Raw genomic sequence first — 14,815 nt, 5'->3', positions numbered from 1 at the left:
GCCCGTCGGTCGCGCGCGACCGGCCGTCCCGACGCCCTCGTCGAGCGTGCCTATGCTGCGGACGTCTCGACGGGGCTCGCCGTCGGGCGTGGAAAGGCGGACTCGAGTGGACATGCAGCGGGTGGTGCGCATCCTGCGCGCCTATTGGAAGGCGATCGTCGCGCTGACGGTCGCGGGTGGTCTCGTGGGTCTGGCTTGGAGTGCGGTGCAGCCGCGGGTCTACACCGCGGATGCCAGCGGCTACGTCGCGGCCGTCGCGTCGGACGGGTCGACCGGTGCGGCCCTGGCCGGGGATCAGCTCGCGCTGTCGAAGGTGAAGTCCTTCATCGACATGGGCTACTGGCGGAGTGTGGCGGAGACCGCGAAGTCCGATCTCGGCCTCCCGGACAGTCCGGAGGCGCTCGTGCAGCGTGTGAAGGTGTCGAACCCCGTCGACACGGTCAACGTCCGCGTCGATGCCACCGGTCCGACGCCGGAGTCCGCGCGGGATCTCGCCGAGGCGTGGATCCGCGGGATGACCGCGGAGGTCGATCAGCTCCAGTCGGGCGGAGGAGGTCAGAGTGCCGTCCGGCTCATCGCGGGGGACTCCGCGCGGTTGCCGACCGCGCCGTCTTCTCCGAACGTGAAGCTGGACATCGCGATCGGCGCGCTCGTCGGTGCCGTCGCGGGGATCGTCTTCGCCCTCGTCCGTCGAGCTTTCGACCGGCGGATTCGATCGGCATCCGACATCACCGGAACCATCGCCGCGTCGGTGGTCGGCATCCTCCCCGTCGACAAGGACCTGGCCTCGGGTCGCGCCGTGTTCTCCTTCGACGACATCCGTGACGGGCGGGGCTCCTTCGCCCACAAGGAGGCGATGCGGGAACTGCGGACCAACCTGCAGTACGTCGACGTCGACAGGCCCGCCCGGGTGATGGTGATCACGAGCCCGCTTCCGGGCGACGGCAAGTCGACGACGGCAGCCAATCTCGCGGTGAGCATCGCCGCCACGGGGCAGGCCGTCATCCTCGTCGACGCGGACCTGCGACGCCCGGTCCTCGGCGGCATGTTCGGCTTCTCCGACGACGTGGGCCTCTCGGACGTGCTGGCCGGTCGCGCGCAGATCGAACAGGTCGCCCATCAGGTCGACGAGAAGGGGAGCCTGTTCGTCGTCGCCGCGGGACGCACCCCGCCCAACCCCAGCGAGATGGTCGGCTCGCAGCGCATGCAGGCGCTCGTCCGCAAGCTCGCCGAGGACCTCGTCGTCATCGTGGACTCCCCGCCGACGCTCGCGGTCGCCGACGCCGCCGTGATCGCGAGCTGGGCGGACGGCGCGGTGCTCGTCGTCACGGCCGGTCGCACCACGGACGACATGCTGTCGCGCGCGGCGGAGAACATCGGAAAGACCCGGGGGCATCTCCTGGGGGTCGTCCTCAACCGGGTCCCGCTCCGCGGCGTCGACTCGAGCTATTACGGCGGTCGCTACGGCGGCTACTACGGATACGGCTCGCCCCGGGACGAGGGGCGCAAGCGGGGGCTGTTCGGTCGCCGACGCCGTGGCGCGGACGCCTCGATCCCCGCCGAGTCCGCCGGCGCCCGTCGACGTTCGACGGACGTGCAGCCCGAGAACGTCAGCGGGTTGCGGACGCTGGCGCAGCGGAGGACATCGACACGGGCCGAGGGTGAGTCGTCGAGTGAAAAAACGACGACGGTGGCCACTGTCGCGCCGCGCGCCGAGCGGCGACGCCGCACGACGTCCTGAGACGCTGCGCATGCGAAAGGCGCCGGCCTCATGGCCGGCGCCTTTCGCGTGTCTCGTCAGTGGGCGGTGTCGCCGGGGACGAGCACAGCCTTGAACGTCCGCGCGAGGATCGTCAGATCGCCCACGAGTGACCAGTTCTCGACGTAGAAGAGATCGAGCCGGATGGCGTCGTCCCACGCGAGGGCGGAACGACCGCTCACCTGCCAGAGCCCGCTCATACCAGGGCGAACCATCAGTCTCCGGTGAGCGTCGTCGTCGTAGAACTCGACCTCCGCGTCGCGCTGCGGCCGCGGGCCGACCAGGCTCATCTGGCCGGCCATGACGTTGATCAGCTGAGGCAGTTCATCGAGCGAATACTTGCGGAGCCATCGGCCGACCGGGGTGATCCGGGGGTCGTTCGCCACTTTGAACAGGGGAGTGCCCTCTCGTCCCTGCGCCGCGAGGAGTTCCTGCAAGCGCGCGTCGGCGCCGTCCACCATCGATCGGAACTTCAGCATGCCGAATCGCTGCCCGCCCTGTCCGATGCGGTCCTGGCGGTAGAAGACCGGCCCCGGGCCCGATGCCCGTACGAGGAGCGCCAGCACGAGGAAGAGCGGCGCGAGCAGGAGGAGGAGCGCGCCCGACCCGATGATGTCGAACGTGCGCTTGAGGATGCGCTGCGTCGCCGAGAACTGCGGGGTCTCGATGTGGACGAGGGGGAGCCCGGCGACGGGGCGGGTGTGAAGTCGAGGGCCCGCGACGTCGGTGAGGTTGACCGCAACGATGAGGTGCTCGCGGCCGGGATCCAGCCCCCAACCGATGCGCCTGATGTCCCGCGCTTCGAGCAGAGCCCCACCGGAGACGAGCACGCTGTCGGCCCGGAGATCCGACAGCCGACGACGCAACGCGTCCGCCTGGGCGTCGTCCCATGCCGAGCGGCTGTCGGCGGCGATCTCGTGCACTCCGACCACTCGCAGCCCCGCGGCCGGTTGCCGGGCCAGCTCCGCGGCGACGCGGGCATTCTCTTCGGCTCCGCCGACCAGGACCACGCGAGAACTCATCGCGCCGAGGCGGCGACGGCGGCGGAGCCACACTCTGCACACCGCGCGCCCCGCGAGCAGCGAGGCCGTCCCGACGGGGAGGCTGAGGAGGAAGTACCCGCGGGAGACGTCGGCGCCGGTCAGGTAGGCCACGATCGCCACGCCCCCGAACAGCTGGAAGGATGCCGCGAGGATCAGTCGGTACTCGAGCACCCCGTACCCGATGCTCCGCGGGAGACGGGATCCCCAGACGGTGAGGGCGCCGAACCAGCAGACGGTGAGGATCAGCGACAGGGTCGTGTAGTCCACGGACGACGAGGCGACATCGACGGGATGAGGCCCGAGCCAGAGGACCTGTGACCCGAAGACGGCCGCCGCGACGACCGTGAGATCGATCGCTCCGAGGAGCCGTGCGTATCGGCGTGGCCAGGGTCGGGGGTGAGAAGGCTCCGCCGTGGTGAGGTGGGTTGTCGGTCGAGGTGAGTCGATAAGTGAGACGGAAGGATTCATCTGTGCTCCGCGGACCGCGCCCCGAGGTCCTGAAGAAGCCGTCGGCCGGGCATGGATACGACGGTGGGCGCGGGAACTGTCCCATCGACGTCGGGATCGACGATGCCGCTGCCGACCCGCTCGGCAGGGGTGAGGTATCGCCGACGTCCGCGGCAGCCCGCAGGAGCGATGGGAGACCGTCCGTGCGGGCGGGCGCCGCCGAAGGGTGTGTCCGGATCGCTCCGTCGCTCACCCTGTCGGACGTCTCGCTCACCACCCTCCGAGAGGCGGGCTCCGCTGGGCCGAGGAGCACCACAGCATGTTGACATGTTCATGTGAGCGTGGGCGGCCGATCAAGCTGGAACCATGAGCGAAGCGCCCGACCCCTGGACCGAATTCGCGCGAGAGCTCGGAGTGCGTCTTCTCCGCGCTCGCGCGGAGAAGCGGATGTCGCAGGAGCAGGTCGCCCATGCGGCCGGGCTCGCGACCTTCACGTACCGGAAGCTCGAGAAGGGCGAATCGAACCCGGGCACGGCGGCGAACCCGCGGCTTCGCACCCTGGTCTTCCTCGCGGAGGTGCTCGACATCCCGCTTCACGACCTCGTTCCACCGCCGCCGGGGGGTCTCGCTCCCGGTCGTTGACGGCGGTGTCGGAGGTTCGGGTCAGACTTGCTTCGTGCCCACCCACGTCCGGTCCGCCCACTCGGGCGGTCCTCTGAGAGAGGTGCGCGCCATGACCCGATCCAACGCTTTCCCGTCCGACCCCCACACCTGCATGTACGACTGGTGCTCCACCGAACACGGACGCACCGTGCACGCGCTCGACGAAGATCACCGCAGCGTGGGGTGCGCCGTCACCGTGCGCGTGCGGAACGCGGCCGAAGACGGCGAGGGGCGTTTCGAGGAGTGGGAGGTCGGACTGCTCCGGAGGTCCTCCGATGAGGAGACGTGGTTCGTCGTCGAACGCCCGGGTGACGCATCCATCGCTCTCTCGCGAGATGCCGCGAGGGCGTTGAGACGAGCCATCGATTCCGACCGGAATCTGCGCGGGTTCTCTGCGACGGGTGACTCAGGGGAGTGACGTCGCGCGTCCGGCGACTCGCCGGTCGTGGGCGTACGTCCACACCGCGGCTCCCGCGTACAGCACGCACAGAGGCAGCGCGACAAACAGCATGCTCATGATGTCGGAGGCGGGTGTCACCACCGCGGAGAACACGACGATCACCACCAGCGCGATCCTCCATCCGCGGATGATCGCTCGGGCGCTCAGGACGCCGGCGGCATTGAGAGCGATCAGCGCCAGCGGAGAGACGAACGACAACCCGACGCCGAGAATGAGCTTCAGGAGGAAGTCGAAGTACTGACCGGCCGTGAGCATGGTCGTCGAGGCGGCCGGGGCGAAACCGGCCAACAGACTCACCACGTGGGGAACGATCGTCCACCCGAACCCCACGCCGATGAGGAAGAGAGGCACGGCCGCGCACACGAAGCCGATCCCGATGCGACGTTCCCGCGAGGTGAGGCCCGGCACGAGGAAAGCCCAGACCTGCCAGATCCACACCGGCGCGGCCAGGACGATGCCCAGCGTCAGCGCGATTTTGAATCGGAGGTCGAATGCTTCGCCGAGACGCGTGAAGTTCAAGCTCGTCACGGACGGGCCCTGCACGTGAGCGAGAGGATCGGCGACGGCGGCGATGACCGCGTCCGACAGGAAGAACCCGATCACACCGCCCACCAGAATGGCGGACGCAGTGATCACCAACCGACGTCGGAGCTCCGAAAGATGGGAGAGGAGGGGCATCGCCCCTCCTCTCCCATCCCGTCGGGCCGGCTCCCGTCGACGTCGCTTGCGATCGTCGCGGCTCACGCGTGCGTCGAAGGGTCCGGGTGACCGGTCTCCGCGTGCTCGGTCGGCTGAGACGAGGTGGAGGGAGCGTCGTCGCCGCCGTTCTCGGAAGCTCTGCTTTCGGAGCGGAGAATCCGCACGGACTCGCCGACGCTCTTCGCGAGGCCGGGCAGCTTGGCCGCCCCGAACAGGAGGAGAACCACGGCGAGGATCAGCAAGAGGTGCCATCCGGAGAACGCGTTGCCGAAGATGCCCATGGCGGAGTCCTTTCGAGTGGCCGTCGTGATTCCCATGCTCCGCCGCTCGCCCGCGCAGACGGGCGTCGCCCAGGCACAATCGCCCGACCATCGCACCGACTTCACCCTGGCGCGTGGTCCGGGTCTCGTCAGGGGGCGGAAACCCACCGCGCTTTACTGGGAACGCCCGCGCGACGACTTCTCCCGCCGCGCGAGGCCCGGCGAGGGGACACCATGACTGCGAGGAGCGACCGACTGGTGATCGTCTGCACGGCGAACGTGATCCGATCGCCCTTCGTGGCAGGCCTGCTCGCCTCGCGCATGCCCTCCTCTCTCGAGCAGCGGCTCATCCTCGACAGCGCGGGCACGATGGCGCGTCCGTCCATCCCCGCTGACCCTCGGGTTGTCGCTCTCGGGCGTACCTACGGCCTCGATCTGGATCCCCACCGCTCTCGGCGACTGGATGAGGGAGTCCTCCGCACCGGTGACACCGTCCTCACCGCTGAGCGCGCGCACAAGCGGGTCGTGCTCGATCTGCGGCCCGACCTCATCTCATCCGTCTTCGCCCTGCGTGAATTCGCGCGTCTGGCTGAAGCGGTCCAAGGGAGGGCGTCGAGCTGGGCGGGTCTCGTCCAGGCGGTGTCGCGAGCTCGTCTCACGGTACGGCGGACGCACGACGAGGACGACGACGTCGTCGACCCCGTGGGCGGGCCCGACGCTGCCTGGCTGGCGTTCGAGCGCCAGGCGACGCAGGCCGTCTCGACGATCCTGAGCGTGGTCGCCACACTCGCCCCACCGGTCCATCCGGAAGGGAGCGCGGCGCCGATCCTGACGCGTCGCGAGTACCGGCGGTCGCGGGAGTTCTCCGTGCTGGATCGCCGCTCGACGCGGAAGGGCTGACATGTTCGACTTCGGATTCGACAAGATGATCGTGGTCGCCGTTCTGGTCGGCATCATCCTCGGCCCCGAGCGGTTGAGGGAACTCCGGCGTGCCCTTCCTCGACACCTCGGCCGACTTCACGAGCTCTACCAGCAGGGCCGGGCGCAGGTCGTCGACGAGCTCAACGAGTTCGCCCCCGACTGGCGGGAATACGATCCGCGGCAGCTGCATCCGCGGCGCATCCTCCAGGACCTCAACGCGGCAGCGGCCGCCTCGGCGGTCGAACGGGCGACGTCGAGAGGCGGTCCGGGTGAACCGAGCGGTCGACTCGACGATGCGCACGAGGTGCACGGGCACGGCGTCCCGGAGTCAGCGGGCTCCGCGCATTCGGCGCTCGCGGACGACGACGGTGCAAGGCCCGACCCCGCTCCACCCGGGGCATCGGGCTCGACGCCGCGCATCCGGCTCGAGGGTTCGTCCGCGTCCGAGGGCGAGGCGGACCGGGACGGGTGATCGGGCGCCCCGTGCCACCGCGCGGCGCAGAACCCCCGCGCTGACCGGCCTCAGTGCGGTCGAGGACGGGTCAGAGCCGGGCGGGTCGTCGCAGGGGCCCGCCCGTCGACGGGAGGCGAGTCCCCTCCTCGGACTCCGCGCGGGCGATGACCCGGCCCAGTCCGATGCCCGTTGCGAGAGCGACGATCACCCAGATGGACGCGGCGATGATGGCGACGATGAGAGCGATCATGGGACTACTCCTTCGGAGTCCGCCCACCGGTCGGTGGTGCGCTCACCGTACCGCCTTCGCCGGTGAGACGTCACGTGCGGCGCGCCGTCTCGTCATCGAGGTCGGGAGAACGTCTTCCGCACGATGCGCAGCAGGCCGAGGAAGCCGAACAGGCCGATGACCGCTCCGAGAACGGCGAAGAGGGTGACGGAACCGCCCAGAAGCGGGCCACCACCCGAGATGACCAGGACGACGGCGATCACGACGGCGGCGATCGACACGAGCGTCGAGGCGACGTCTGCCGTCACGCGTCCGAGGATGCCGCTCACGTCGCTGCCGTCATCGCTGCGCAGGGTGACCCCGATCGCCCCCTTCTCGACACCCGAGAGCAGGGCGTCGATCCGCTGCGGCATCCGCTCGAGGCGCGCCAGGTTGATCACGCTCTGGGCCTGCAGGTCCGTGGCCATGCGCTTCATCGAGAGCGTCCGACGCAGCAGGGTCGGCATGAGCGGCAGGGCGCGGCCCACCATGTCGAAGTCATCGACGAGGACCCGGAGACACCCCTCGAGGGTGGCGAAGCTGCGGAACGCCGACGCCAGCTCGCCGGGGAGGGCGATGCGGTGCTGGCGGATCACGTCGACCATCCGCGTGAAGATCGATCCCTGGCCGTCCGTGCGCAGGTGCTCGGTCGTCAGGACGATCCCGACGTCGTGACGGAAGGCGTCCAGGTCGAGGTCGTCGGGCGGGTCGACGATCAGCAGCAGCGCGTCGGCTGCGGCGACGTCGTTCTCGCTCAGCGCGGCGAGCAGGAGCGCCGTCAGGTGCTGCCGTCGACTGCGTTCGATGATCCCGACCGCCCCGAAGTCGATCATCCCGAGGGTGTCGTCGTCGGTGAGCAGGACGTTGCCGGGGTGCAGATCGGCGTGGAACACGCCGTACACGAGGATCTGCTCGATCACCGTCGACATCAGGGTCTGGGCGAGCCGGTCGCGATCCTCGGGGGAGAGCGACGCGAGCCGCACGGCGCTGTCGCTGAGCGCGGCGCCGCCGACCAGCTCCATCGTGAGCACGCGCTGATTTGAGGCCGCGGCGAAGACGCGCGGGGCCGTGACGACCCCGCGCCGATCGGGCTCGGCCCGGTCGATGAGATCCAGGGTGGAGCGGATCATCCGCGTGTTGCGGGCTTCGATGCGGTAATCGAGCTCTTCCAGAAGAGTGCCCGTGAACCCTCGCGCGACCGACTCGATGCGCAGGTCGCGGCCCACGCGGGTGCGCATCTCCGCGCGATGGGCGAGACGGCCGATGATGTCGGCATCCGCCTCCACCTGGGCTCGCGCCGCGGGGCGCTGCACCTTCACGACGACGGGCGTGCCGTCGTGGAGATGGGCGCGGTGCACCTGCGCCACGGATGCCGCGGCAAGGGGGACCGGGTCGACGTCGGCGTAGATCTCGTCGATCGAGACGCCGAGGTCGTCTTCGATGACGGCGCGCACGGTCTCCCATGGGAGGGTGGTCGCGTTCGTCTGGAGCGAGGAGAGGGCCGTGAGGTAGGGCTCGGGGATGAGGTCGCGACGTGTGGAGAGGACCTGCCCGAGCTTGACGAAGCTGACGCCGGCATCGTTGATGGTCGCCACGATCGCGTTCGCGCGCTCTTCGGTCGTGCTGAGCTGTTCTTCGACCCGTGAGCGACCGCCGTGGAAGAGCCATCCGACTCCGTGCCGTGAGGCGATGGCGAGGATCTCGAGATACCGGCGGGTGCGCTTGCGCTGACGCAGCGCGGCGCGCACGAGGTCGATCGGGTTCGGCAAGGGCCGCGTCGGGAAGATCGCCTCGCTCGCGACCAACGCCGCGACCCCGAGGGCGAACACCCACGCGAGGGAGAGGACGATCAGACCGATCCAGAGCCAGACGTCCGCCGCGGGGACGGGTGCCGTCGCCTCGGTCAGACCGGTCTGCCGAAGGGTCCACTGCGCCGACGGCACACCGAGGAAGAACACCAGCAGACCGACGATGATGCTCCGCGGCCATCCGACCGCGGTGCCCAGGATCCGTCGCGCGACGAACCCGACGAGCACCGCCGACACGACGGCGGAGATCGAGATCAGGATGGTCGCCCCCACGGGGCTCAGCGTAGCCGCCCGTTCAGCCGAGCACGGGGAGGGCGCAGGAGGGGCAGCGCCACCACGCGTGATTCCGAGTACCGTGCGGCTGCGTCGTGATGCTGCAGGAGGGACACTGTGGCGCGAATCCGGCCATCACGTCGTCGTCGTGGGCAGAGATGCCGGGGACCGGGCGGAAGACGGACGTGATCATGGTTCCTCCTGTGGGGAGCATTCTTGCATGCGCATGCGCGCGCGAGGTCGTCATCCACACGGGCGACGTCATCCCCCGAACCGTTGCGCCAGCGCGCCGATGACCGTTCCCAGATCACCCGCTCGGTCGATGGATCCGACCACCACGGCGACGAGGGGGAAGACCGTCACGACGAGTGCGACGACGATGGCCGACGCGGCGAGTGTCCAGGCCGTCGCGGTGCGCCGCCGGGTGGCGGAGCCGACGAGCAGGGCGAGCACCAGGACGGACCCCAGGATCGTCGTCACGGAGACGGCGAGCACGGGGAAAGGGATGAGGCCCGCCGTGCTCGCGGTCGCGCCGGCGAGCACGCCCACGAGGGGCAAAAACGCCAGCAGGGCGATGAGGACGATGGCGACGGCGGAGATGAGCGCAGCGACGGCACTGCGGCGAGAGCGGATCAGGGTGCCGCTCGACAGGGAGCGGGACATGGGGATTCCTCCTCGGGATGTCTCGGAGATCGTGATGAGAGTCAGGAGCGGAGTTCGCGCAGGGTGCGACGCGCCCGCTTCTTCGCGGCGCGAGCCGCCTTCTCGGCGGTCTTCTTGCGTCGACGCCGGGCCCGGGGGTCGTCCCAGAGCCGCACGATCTGGTGGCCGACGGACTCGCGCTTCTTCACCTGGACGCGCGTGGCGCGGGTCCCCGCGACGTAGGCCACGAGGGCGACGACGCCGATCAGGATGAACTTGTTGCGCATGGCATCCTCCTTCTGCACGGGGCCCGGAGCCGGAGCGCACCGAACCGTCACCAGGGAGACGTGTCGGACCGCCCATTCGTCACGCCGAGGGGGATATTCGTCGGATCGGCGCTCGGGAACGGTCGATCCGAGGTCGTCGGACAGCGGGGTCGCGCAGGCGCCGCGCCCCGCGTCACTTCCTGATCCGATACGACGAACGCCCCGACCTAGGGCCGGGGCGTTCGCGGGTGTATCGGGTCAGGGGCGACCCATGCCGAAGTACGACCACCCGGCGGCGCGCCACGCGACGGGGTCGAGACAGTTGCGACCGTCGACGATCACACGCCCTCGCGCGAGCGACGCGGCGTGCTCGGGCGACAGCTCGCGGCGGTACTCGTCCCACTCCGTCACGACGATGACGGCGTCGGCGTCGCGGAGCGTCTCATCGAGATCGGCTTCGTAGTTCAGCTGGGGGTGGATGCGACGTGCGTTCTCGATGGCCGCCGGATCGGTGAGGGTGACGTGCGCGCCGAGGCCGTGCAGACGGACGGCGACGTCGAGTGCGGGCGAGTCGCGGATATCGTCGCTGTGCGGCTTGAAGGCCGCTCCCAGAACCGCGATCTTCTTCTCGAAGACGCTGCCCCCGAGGGCGTCCGTCGTCAACTCGACGGCGCGATCGCGGCGGCGGAGGTTGATCGCGTCGATCTCGCGGAGGAAGGCGACCGACTCCCCGCGGCCCAGCTCCTCTGCGCGCGCGGAGAAGGCGCGGATGTCCTTCGGGAGGCATCCGCCGCCGAAGCCGATGCCGGCGCCGAGGAAGCGGCGGCCGATGCGCGCATCGTGTCCGATGGCGTCGGCGAGGGTGGTCACGTCGGCGCCGGTGACCTCGGCGATCTCGGCGATGGCGTTGATGAAGCTGATCTTGGTCGCCAGGAACGCGTTCGCGGAGACCTTGACGAGCTCGGCCGTGGCGTAGTCGGTGACGATGAAGGGCGTGCCCTTCGCGATCGACGGGTGGTACACCTCGCGGAGGACGTCCGCGGTGCGCTCGCCGTCGGCGGTGGGCGCTCCGTCCTCGGAGGGGACTCCGGCGACGAGTCGGTCGGGGTCGATGGTGTCCTGGACGGCCCAGCCTTCGCGCAGGAACTCGGGGTTCCAGACGAGGACGGCGCCGCGGTCCGCGACGCGCGGGGCGAGGCGGGCCGCCGTGCCCACGGGGACCGTGGACTTGCCCGCGACGATGTCGCCCTCGCTGAGGTAGGGGAGGAGCCCGTCGACGGCCGCGTCGACGTAGGTCAGGTCGGCGGCGTGCCCGCCCGCCTGCTGCGGCGTTCCGACGCCGATGAAGTGCACCTTGGCGCCCTGCGCCGCCGACATGTCGGTGGTGAACGACAGGCGTCCCGACGCGATGCCCTCCGAGAGGATCTCCTGCAGACCGGGCTCGAAGAACGGCGCCTCACCCTTGGAGAGCGCGGCGATCTTGCGCTCGTCGACGTCGATGCCGACGACCTCGTGCCCGATCGACGCCATCGCCGCCGCGTGCACGGCTCCCAGGTACCCGCAACCCACCACAGACAAACGCACGATCAGAGCCTTTCAGATTCACGTCGACGCGACACGGTGACACCGGTTCGCGGACCCGCGAGGGAGCGCAGGATTCTCACGCGGCCGTCTCGCCCGGCGCCAGGGCGGCGCGGGCGGTCTTGCCGAGGATGACGAAGTCGCCGAGCAGGGTCCAGTTCTCGACGTAGGAGAGGTCGAGACGGACCGATTCCTCCCACGACAGCGAGGACCGCCCGCTGACCTGCCAGAGTCCGGTGATACCCGGCTTGGCGAGGAAGCGGCGGTGGACGTGGTCGGCGTAGACCGCCACCTCGGAGGGCAGCGGGGGACGGGGACCGACGAGCGACATCGAGCCGCCGATCACGTTGAACAGCTGGGGGAGTTCGTCGAGGCTGAACTTGCGCATGATCCGTCCGATCGGCGTGACGCGCGGGTCGTTCTTCATCTTGAAGAGAACCTCGTTGCCCGCGTCGCGCTCCTGCGCGGCGAGCTGCTCGAGGAGATCCTCGGCGTTGACCACCATCGAGCGGAACTTGATCATCGTGAACTCGCGGCCGCGGAACCCGATGCGCGTCTGACGGAAGAAGATGGGCCCATCGCTCGACAGGCGCACGGCGATCATCAGGAAGACGAGCAGCGGGCTCAGCAGGATCACGCCCACCGACGCCGCGACCAGGTCGACACTGCGCTTGAGGAAGCTCTGGCCGCGCGAGAACTTCGGCGTCTCGACGTGGATGAGGGGAAGGCCGGCCACCGGGCGCGTGTGCAGGCGCGGGCCGGCGATGTCGATGATGCTCGGCGCCAGCACGAGGTGCTGCCGGCCGGCCTCCAGGCTCCAGGAGATCTGCTTGACCTTGTCGGCCGGCAGGTCGTCGGCGCTGGTGATGGCGACCGTGTCGGCTCCCGTGACCTGCAGCGCGCGGGTGACGTCTCCCACGTGACCCATCACGGGAATGACGGTGCCCGGGATGACGTCGGCGATCTTGCCGTTGGGGACGCAGGCGCCGACCACCCGGTATCCGGCGCTCGGCGTCCGCGCGAATTCGCGGGCCAGCTGCGTGACCGAGGGAAGGGACCCCACGAGGAGGAGGTTGGCCGAGTAGAGTCCGCGCGAGCGCTGCGCGATCAGCCACTGACGCCACATCCATCGCGTGAAGATGAGGACCAGGATGCCGAGGGGCAGGCTGATGAGCAGGTACCCGCGAGCCACGTCGATCTGCGTGAGGAAGGCGATGATGGCGACCGTGCCGAAGAGGCGGAAGCTCGCATCGGCGATGCGCACGTACTCCGCCGAGCCGGTCCCGATCACGCGGTCGCTGCGCGAGTCGACGAACGACAGCGCCCACATCCAGGTGACGATGAGGATCGCCGAGAAGACCCAGTACGACAGGTCGCTGATCCGGCTGTCGCGTCCCGCGGCGACCTGGACGTTGCCGAGGCCGAACCAGAGCAGCTGCGTCCCGTAGACCACCCAGATCAGGGAGAAGAGGTCGGTGATGGCCAGATTGCGCCGATAGCGACGCCGCCACGGGTCGCGACGGTACATCGGCGCGGATGCCGCGGTTTCTCTCGGGCCCGGTTCGTCGAGGGCGTCCGCATCGGAGGATGCGGCGCTTACCTGCAGGTCAGACGTCACGGTGTGCAGCTCCTCCCCCCGCCGGCGAGCATCTCGGCTTACCCCGTGAACGATAACAGGCCAATGTCACCCGATAAGTCACCCTGCGTCTCTTGTCACGAGGCTGAAACACCCTGGTCGTCATCCGATAACTCACCCATCGGGTGAAGCCCCGGGCGTGTCGTACGACTGCGCGTCGACGGTCCAAGCTGGGGGAGTCCTGCTCGCGCGGTGGCCCCGGTGCCCCTCGTCGCCTACACTCGGGCAGCGGATCGGCCGACGAGGCCGTCGCGAGATCACGCCCGCGCCGCGGGACGGATGCCCACCCGCCGCCCGGAGGAACACGATGAGCCGCGTCCCGCCGCCCCTCACCGGCGTGCGGCGCGAAGGATCGGCCGGTCTCATCGCGGCGATCGCCATCGCCGCGGTGCTCTTCGTCGCCGTGGCGGCGATCTTCGCCTTCGCTCTGCTGCGGCCCGTCGGGGACCCCGCCGCGATCGATGCGGTCGCGTCGCCGTCACCGTCCTCCTCCCCGATCGCGACGGAGGAGCCGAACCCGACACCCACATCGACGCCGACCCCGTCCGCCACCCCGACGACGCCGAGTCCCCCCGTCTCGCCCGCCGCGCAGGTGTGCGAGGGGGCTCCGACGCTGCTCAGCATCTGGGCGCACCCCGACGACGACATCATCTTCGCCAACCCGACCCTCTCGGATGCGATCGCCGCGGGGGAGTGCGTGCGGACCGTCTTCGTCACGGCGGGCGACGCGGGCAAGGGCATGGAGTACGTGCAGGCGCGGGAGCTCGGCATCCTGCGCGCCTACAACGCCATGCGCGGGCGGGAGGGACTCTGGCACGCCGACGAGATCACCCTCGACACCGGCCTGCACATCCGCCGGCTCAGCCCCGACGGTGACGACCGCATCTCGGTGACCTACGTGCGCCTGCCCGACGGCAACATCACGGACGGCGGTTTCGCCGCGACCGGCTTCGCGACCCTGAGCAAGCTCTTCGACGGCTCGCTCGCCTCGCTCGCGCCGGTGGACGGCGGACCCGCGATCGACCGCGACCACCTCGTCGCGTCGCTGCGCGAACTGGCCGACGCGGTGCGGCCGACGCGCACCCTCACGCACATCCCCCGCGGAAGCGCATTCGCGCCCGGGGATCACCCCGACCACTCGGTCGTGGGCTCCCTGGTGCGGGACGCCCTGTCGTCCGATGCGACGGTCGCTCCCGGCATCCGCTACTTCGTGGGATACCCCTCGGAGAACCTGCCCCGCAACCTGGACGGCGCGGTGCTGGACGCCAAGGTGGACACGTACCGGATCTACACGCAGCAGGACAGCGTCATCCGCTGCGCCGATCGCGGCAGCTGCCTGAAGACGCGCAAGTTCGGCGAGTGGCTGCAGCGGTCGTACCCGAAGACCGAGGCCGAGCTGCAGCTGGGGTGATCAGTCGTCCGTGGCGAGCGCGTCCTCGACGGCCGCACGCGCCTCGCGCTCGGCGATGATGTCGACGAAATCCTTCACGGGCGCATTCGCGTACTTGTCGACCGCGGCGACGGCCTCGTCGTGGACGACCTTGTGCGGAGCCTCGGGGAAGCGGTCCTGCACCCGCCCCTCGACACCCGCGATCGTCTCGGCCTTGTCGAAGCCGTCCTGGCGCTGCGTCATGT

Annotated in this window: 16 protein-coding genes; 6 read left to right on the top strand and 10 right to left on the bottom strand. The window is 69.8% G+C overall.

Going from position 1 to position 14,815, the window contains the following annotated elements:
- Positions 1 to 112: 112 nt before the first annotated feature.
- The gene (locus FB047_RS03780) at positions 113 to 1,741 is read left to right on the top strand and encodes a tyrosine-protein kinase domain-containing protein (protein ID WP_240752657.1); all 1,629 of its coding nucleotides are present in this window, start codon (positions 113 to 115) and stop codon (positions 1,739 to 1,741) included.
- Between the two features lie 56 nt (positions 1,742 to 1,797).
- Here the strand turns inward: FB047_RS03780 and FB047_RS03775 are convergent, their stop codons facing one another.
- A complete protein-coding gene (locus tag FB047_RS03775) occupies positions 1,798 to 3,270 on the bottom strand; it encodes a sugar transferase (RefSeq protein WP_136585903.1) in 1,473 nt (490 codons plus the stop codon).
- Positions 3,271 to 3,615: 345 nt separating this feature from the next.
- Here FB047_RS03775 and FB047_RS03770 point away from each other — a divergent pair, with 345 nt between their 5' ends.
- Together FB047_RS03770 and FB047_RS03765 are read left to right on the top strand one after the other, a co-directional pair.
- Positions 3,616 to 3,891, top strand: coding sequence for a helix-turn-helix transcriptional regulator (locus FB047_RS03770; protein ID WP_136585902.1), 276 nt, complete (start codon positions 3,616 to 3,618; stop codon positions 3,889 to 3,891).
- A gap of 91 nt (positions 3,892 to 3,982) precedes the next feature.
- Positions 3,983 to 4,330 carry a hypothetical protein gene (locus FB047_RS03765; protein WP_136585901.1) on the top strand — a complete coding sequence of 116 codons (348 nt, stop codon included), beginning with the start codon at positions 3,983 to 3,985 and terminating at the stop codon, positions 4,328 to 4,330.
- On the opposite strand, the gene tatC is transcribed toward FB047_RS03765, so the two are convergent.
- Together tatC and FB047_RS03755 are read right to left on the bottom strand one after the other, a co-directional pair.
- Positions 4,319 to 5,050: a twin-arginine translocase subunit TatC gene (gene tatC, locus FB047_RS03760; protein ID WP_136585900.1), complete on the bottom strand. Its 732-nt coding sequence runs from the start codon at positions 5,048 to 5,050 to the stop codon at positions 4,319 to 4,321. The genes FB047_RS03765 and tatC overlap by 12 nt on opposite strands.
- Positions 5,051 to 5,112: 62 nt before the next feature.
- On the bottom strand, positions 5,113 to 5,352 hold the full coding sequence (locus FB047_RS03755) for a twin-arginine translocase TatA/TatE family subunit (RefSeq protein ID WP_136586427.1): 240 nt from the start codon (positions 5,350 to 5,352) through the stop codon (positions 5,113 to 5,115).
- Between the two features lie 213 nt (positions 5,353 to 5,565).
- Between FB047_RS03755 and FB047_RS03750 the strand changes: the two genes are divergently transcribed.
- Both FB047_RS03750 and FB047_RS03745 read left to right on the top strand, forming a co-directional pair.
- Positions 5,566 to 6,231 (top strand): arsenate reductase/protein-tyrosine-phosphatase family protein, encoded by a 666-nt coding sequence (locus FB047_RS03750; RefSeq protein WP_136585899.1) that lies wholly within the window; start codon positions 5,566 to 5,568, stop codon positions 6,229 to 6,231.
- A 1-nt stretch (position 6,232) separates the two neighbouring features.
- Entirely contained in the window at positions 6,233 to 6,724 is a 492-nt protein-coding gene (locus FB047_RS03745; protein WP_136585898.1) for a Sec-independent protein translocase subunit TatA/TatB, read from the top strand.
- Positions 6,725 to 6,794: 70 nt separating this feature from the next.
- Here FB047_RS03745 and FB047_RS16820 read toward each other — a convergent pair whose 3' ends face one another.
- From FB047_RS16820 to FB047_RS03720, 6 genes are all read right to left on the bottom strand, one after another.
- Positions 6,795 to 6,956, bottom strand: a complete 162-nt coding sequence (locus tag FB047_RS16820; protein WP_167494135.1) for a hypothetical protein — start codon at positions 6,954 to 6,956, stop codon at positions 6,795 to 6,797.
- Positions 6,957 to 7,048: 92 nt separating this feature from the next.
- Positions 7,049 to 9,055 (bottom strand): ABC1 kinase family protein, encoded by a 2,007-nt coding sequence (locus FB047_RS03740; RefSeq protein WP_136585897.1) that lies wholly within the window; start codon positions 9,053 to 9,055, stop codon positions 7,049 to 7,051.
- A gap of 261 nt (positions 9,056 to 9,316) precedes the next feature.
- Positions 9,317 to 9,718, bottom strand: a complete 402-nt coding sequence (locus tag FB047_RS03735) for an MFS transporter permease (RefSeq protein ID WP_136585896.1) — start codon at positions 9,716 to 9,718, stop codon at positions 9,317 to 9,319.
- A 41-nt stretch (positions 9,719 to 9,759) separates the two neighbouring features.
- On the bottom strand, positions 9,760 to 9,984 hold the full coding sequence (locus FB047_RS03730) for a hypothetical protein (RefSeq protein ID WP_136585895.1): 225 nt from the start codon (positions 9,982 to 9,984) through the stop codon (positions 9,760 to 9,762).
- 237 nt (positions 9,985 to 10,221) lie between these two features.
- The gene (locus FB047_RS03725; protein WP_136585894.1) at positions 10,222 to 11,547 is read right to left on the bottom strand and encodes a UDP-glucose dehydrogenase family protein; all 1,326 of its coding nucleotides are present in this window, start codon (positions 11,545 to 11,547) and stop codon (positions 10,222 to 10,224) included.
- 76 nt (positions 11,548 to 11,623) lie between these two features.
- Entirely contained in the window at positions 11,624 to 13,162 is a 1,539-nt protein-coding gene (locus tag FB047_RS03720; RefSeq protein ID WP_276606265.1) for a sugar transferase, read from the bottom strand.
- A gap of 325 nt (positions 13,163 to 13,487) precedes the next feature.
- Between FB047_RS03720 and FB047_RS03715 the strand changes: the two genes are divergently transcribed.
- Entirely contained in the window at positions 13,488 to 14,591 is a 1,104-nt protein-coding gene (locus tag FB047_RS03715) for a PIG-L family deacetylase (RefSeq protein WP_136585893.1), read from the top strand.
- Here FB047_RS03715 and FB047_RS03710 read toward each other — a convergent pair whose 3' ends face one another.
- Complete coding sequence (locus FB047_RS03710; RefSeq protein ID WP_136585892.1) at positions 14,592 to 14,813, bottom strand: three-helix bundle dimerization domain-containing protein; 222 nt, start codon at positions 14,811 to 14,813, stop codon at positions 14,592 to 14,594.
- Positions 14,814 to 14,815: the final 2 nt, after the last annotated feature.

Source organism: Microbacterium hydrothermale (assembly GCF_004854025.1).
Lineage (GTDB): Bacteria > Actinomycetota > Actinomycetes > Actinomycetales > Microbacteriaceae > Microbacterium > Microbacterium hydrothermale.
Note: the sequence above shows the minus strand (reverse complement) of the source record. Positions and strands in the feature narration are given on the sequence as shown.

What these genes read in the sequence shown, in the direction of transcription:
- FB047_RS03775 (WP_136585903.1), bottom strand. Translation starts at nt 3,270, where the DNA reads ATGAATCCTTCCGTCTCACTTATCGACTCACCTCGACCGACAACCCAC.
- FB047_RS03715 (WP_136585893.1), top strand. Translation starts at nt 13,488, where the DNA reads ATGAGCCGCGTCCCGCCGCCCCTCACCGGCGTGCGGCGCGAAGGATCG.
- FB047_RS16820 (WP_167494135.1), bottom strand. Translation starts at nt 6,956, where the DNA reads ATGATCGCTCTCATCGTCGCCATCATCGCCGCGTCCATCTGGGTGATC.
- FB047_RS03730 (WP_136585895.1), bottom strand. Translation starts at nt 9,984, where the DNA reads ATGCGCAACAAGTTCATCCTGATCGGCGTCGTCGCCCTCGTGGCCTAC.
- FB047_RS03755 (WP_136586427.1), bottom strand. Translation starts at nt 5,352, where the DNA reads ATGGGCATCTTCGGCAACGCGTTCTCCGGATGGCACCTCTTGCTGATC.
- FB047_RS03770 (WP_136585902.1), top strand. Translation starts at nt 3,616, where the DNA reads ATGAGCGAAGCGCCCGACCCCTGGACCGAATTCGCGCGAGAGCTCGGA.
- FB047_RS03710 (WP_136585892.1), bottom strand. Translation starts at nt 14,813, where the DNA reads ATGACGCAGCGCCAGGACGGCTTCGACAAGGCCGAGACGATCGCGGGT.
- FB047_RS03780 (WP_240752657.1), top strand. Translation starts at nt 113, where the DNA reads ATGCAGCGGGTGGTGCGCATCCTGCGCGCCTATTGGAAGGCGATCGTC.
- FB047_RS03735 (WP_136585896.1), bottom strand. Translation starts at nt 9,718, where the DNA reads ATGTCCCGCTCCCTGTCGAGCGGCACCCTGATCCGCTCTCGCCGCAGT.
- tatC (WP_136585900.1), bottom strand. Translation starts at nt 5,050, where the DNA reads ATGCCCCTCCTCTCCCATCTTTCGGAGCTCCGACGTCGGTTGGTGATC.
- FB047_RS03745 (WP_136585898.1), top strand. Translation starts at nt 6,233, where the DNA reads ATGTTCGACTTCGGATTCGACAAGATGATCGTGGTCGCCGTTCTGGTC.
- FB047_RS03750 (WP_136585899.1), top strand. Translation starts at nt 5,566, where the DNA reads ATGACTGCGAGGAGCGACCGACTGGTGATCGTCTGCACGGCGAACGTG.
- FB047_RS03765 (WP_136585901.1), top strand. Translation starts at nt 3,983, where the DNA reads ATGACCCGATCCAACGCTTTCCCGTCCGACCCCCACACCTGCATGTAC.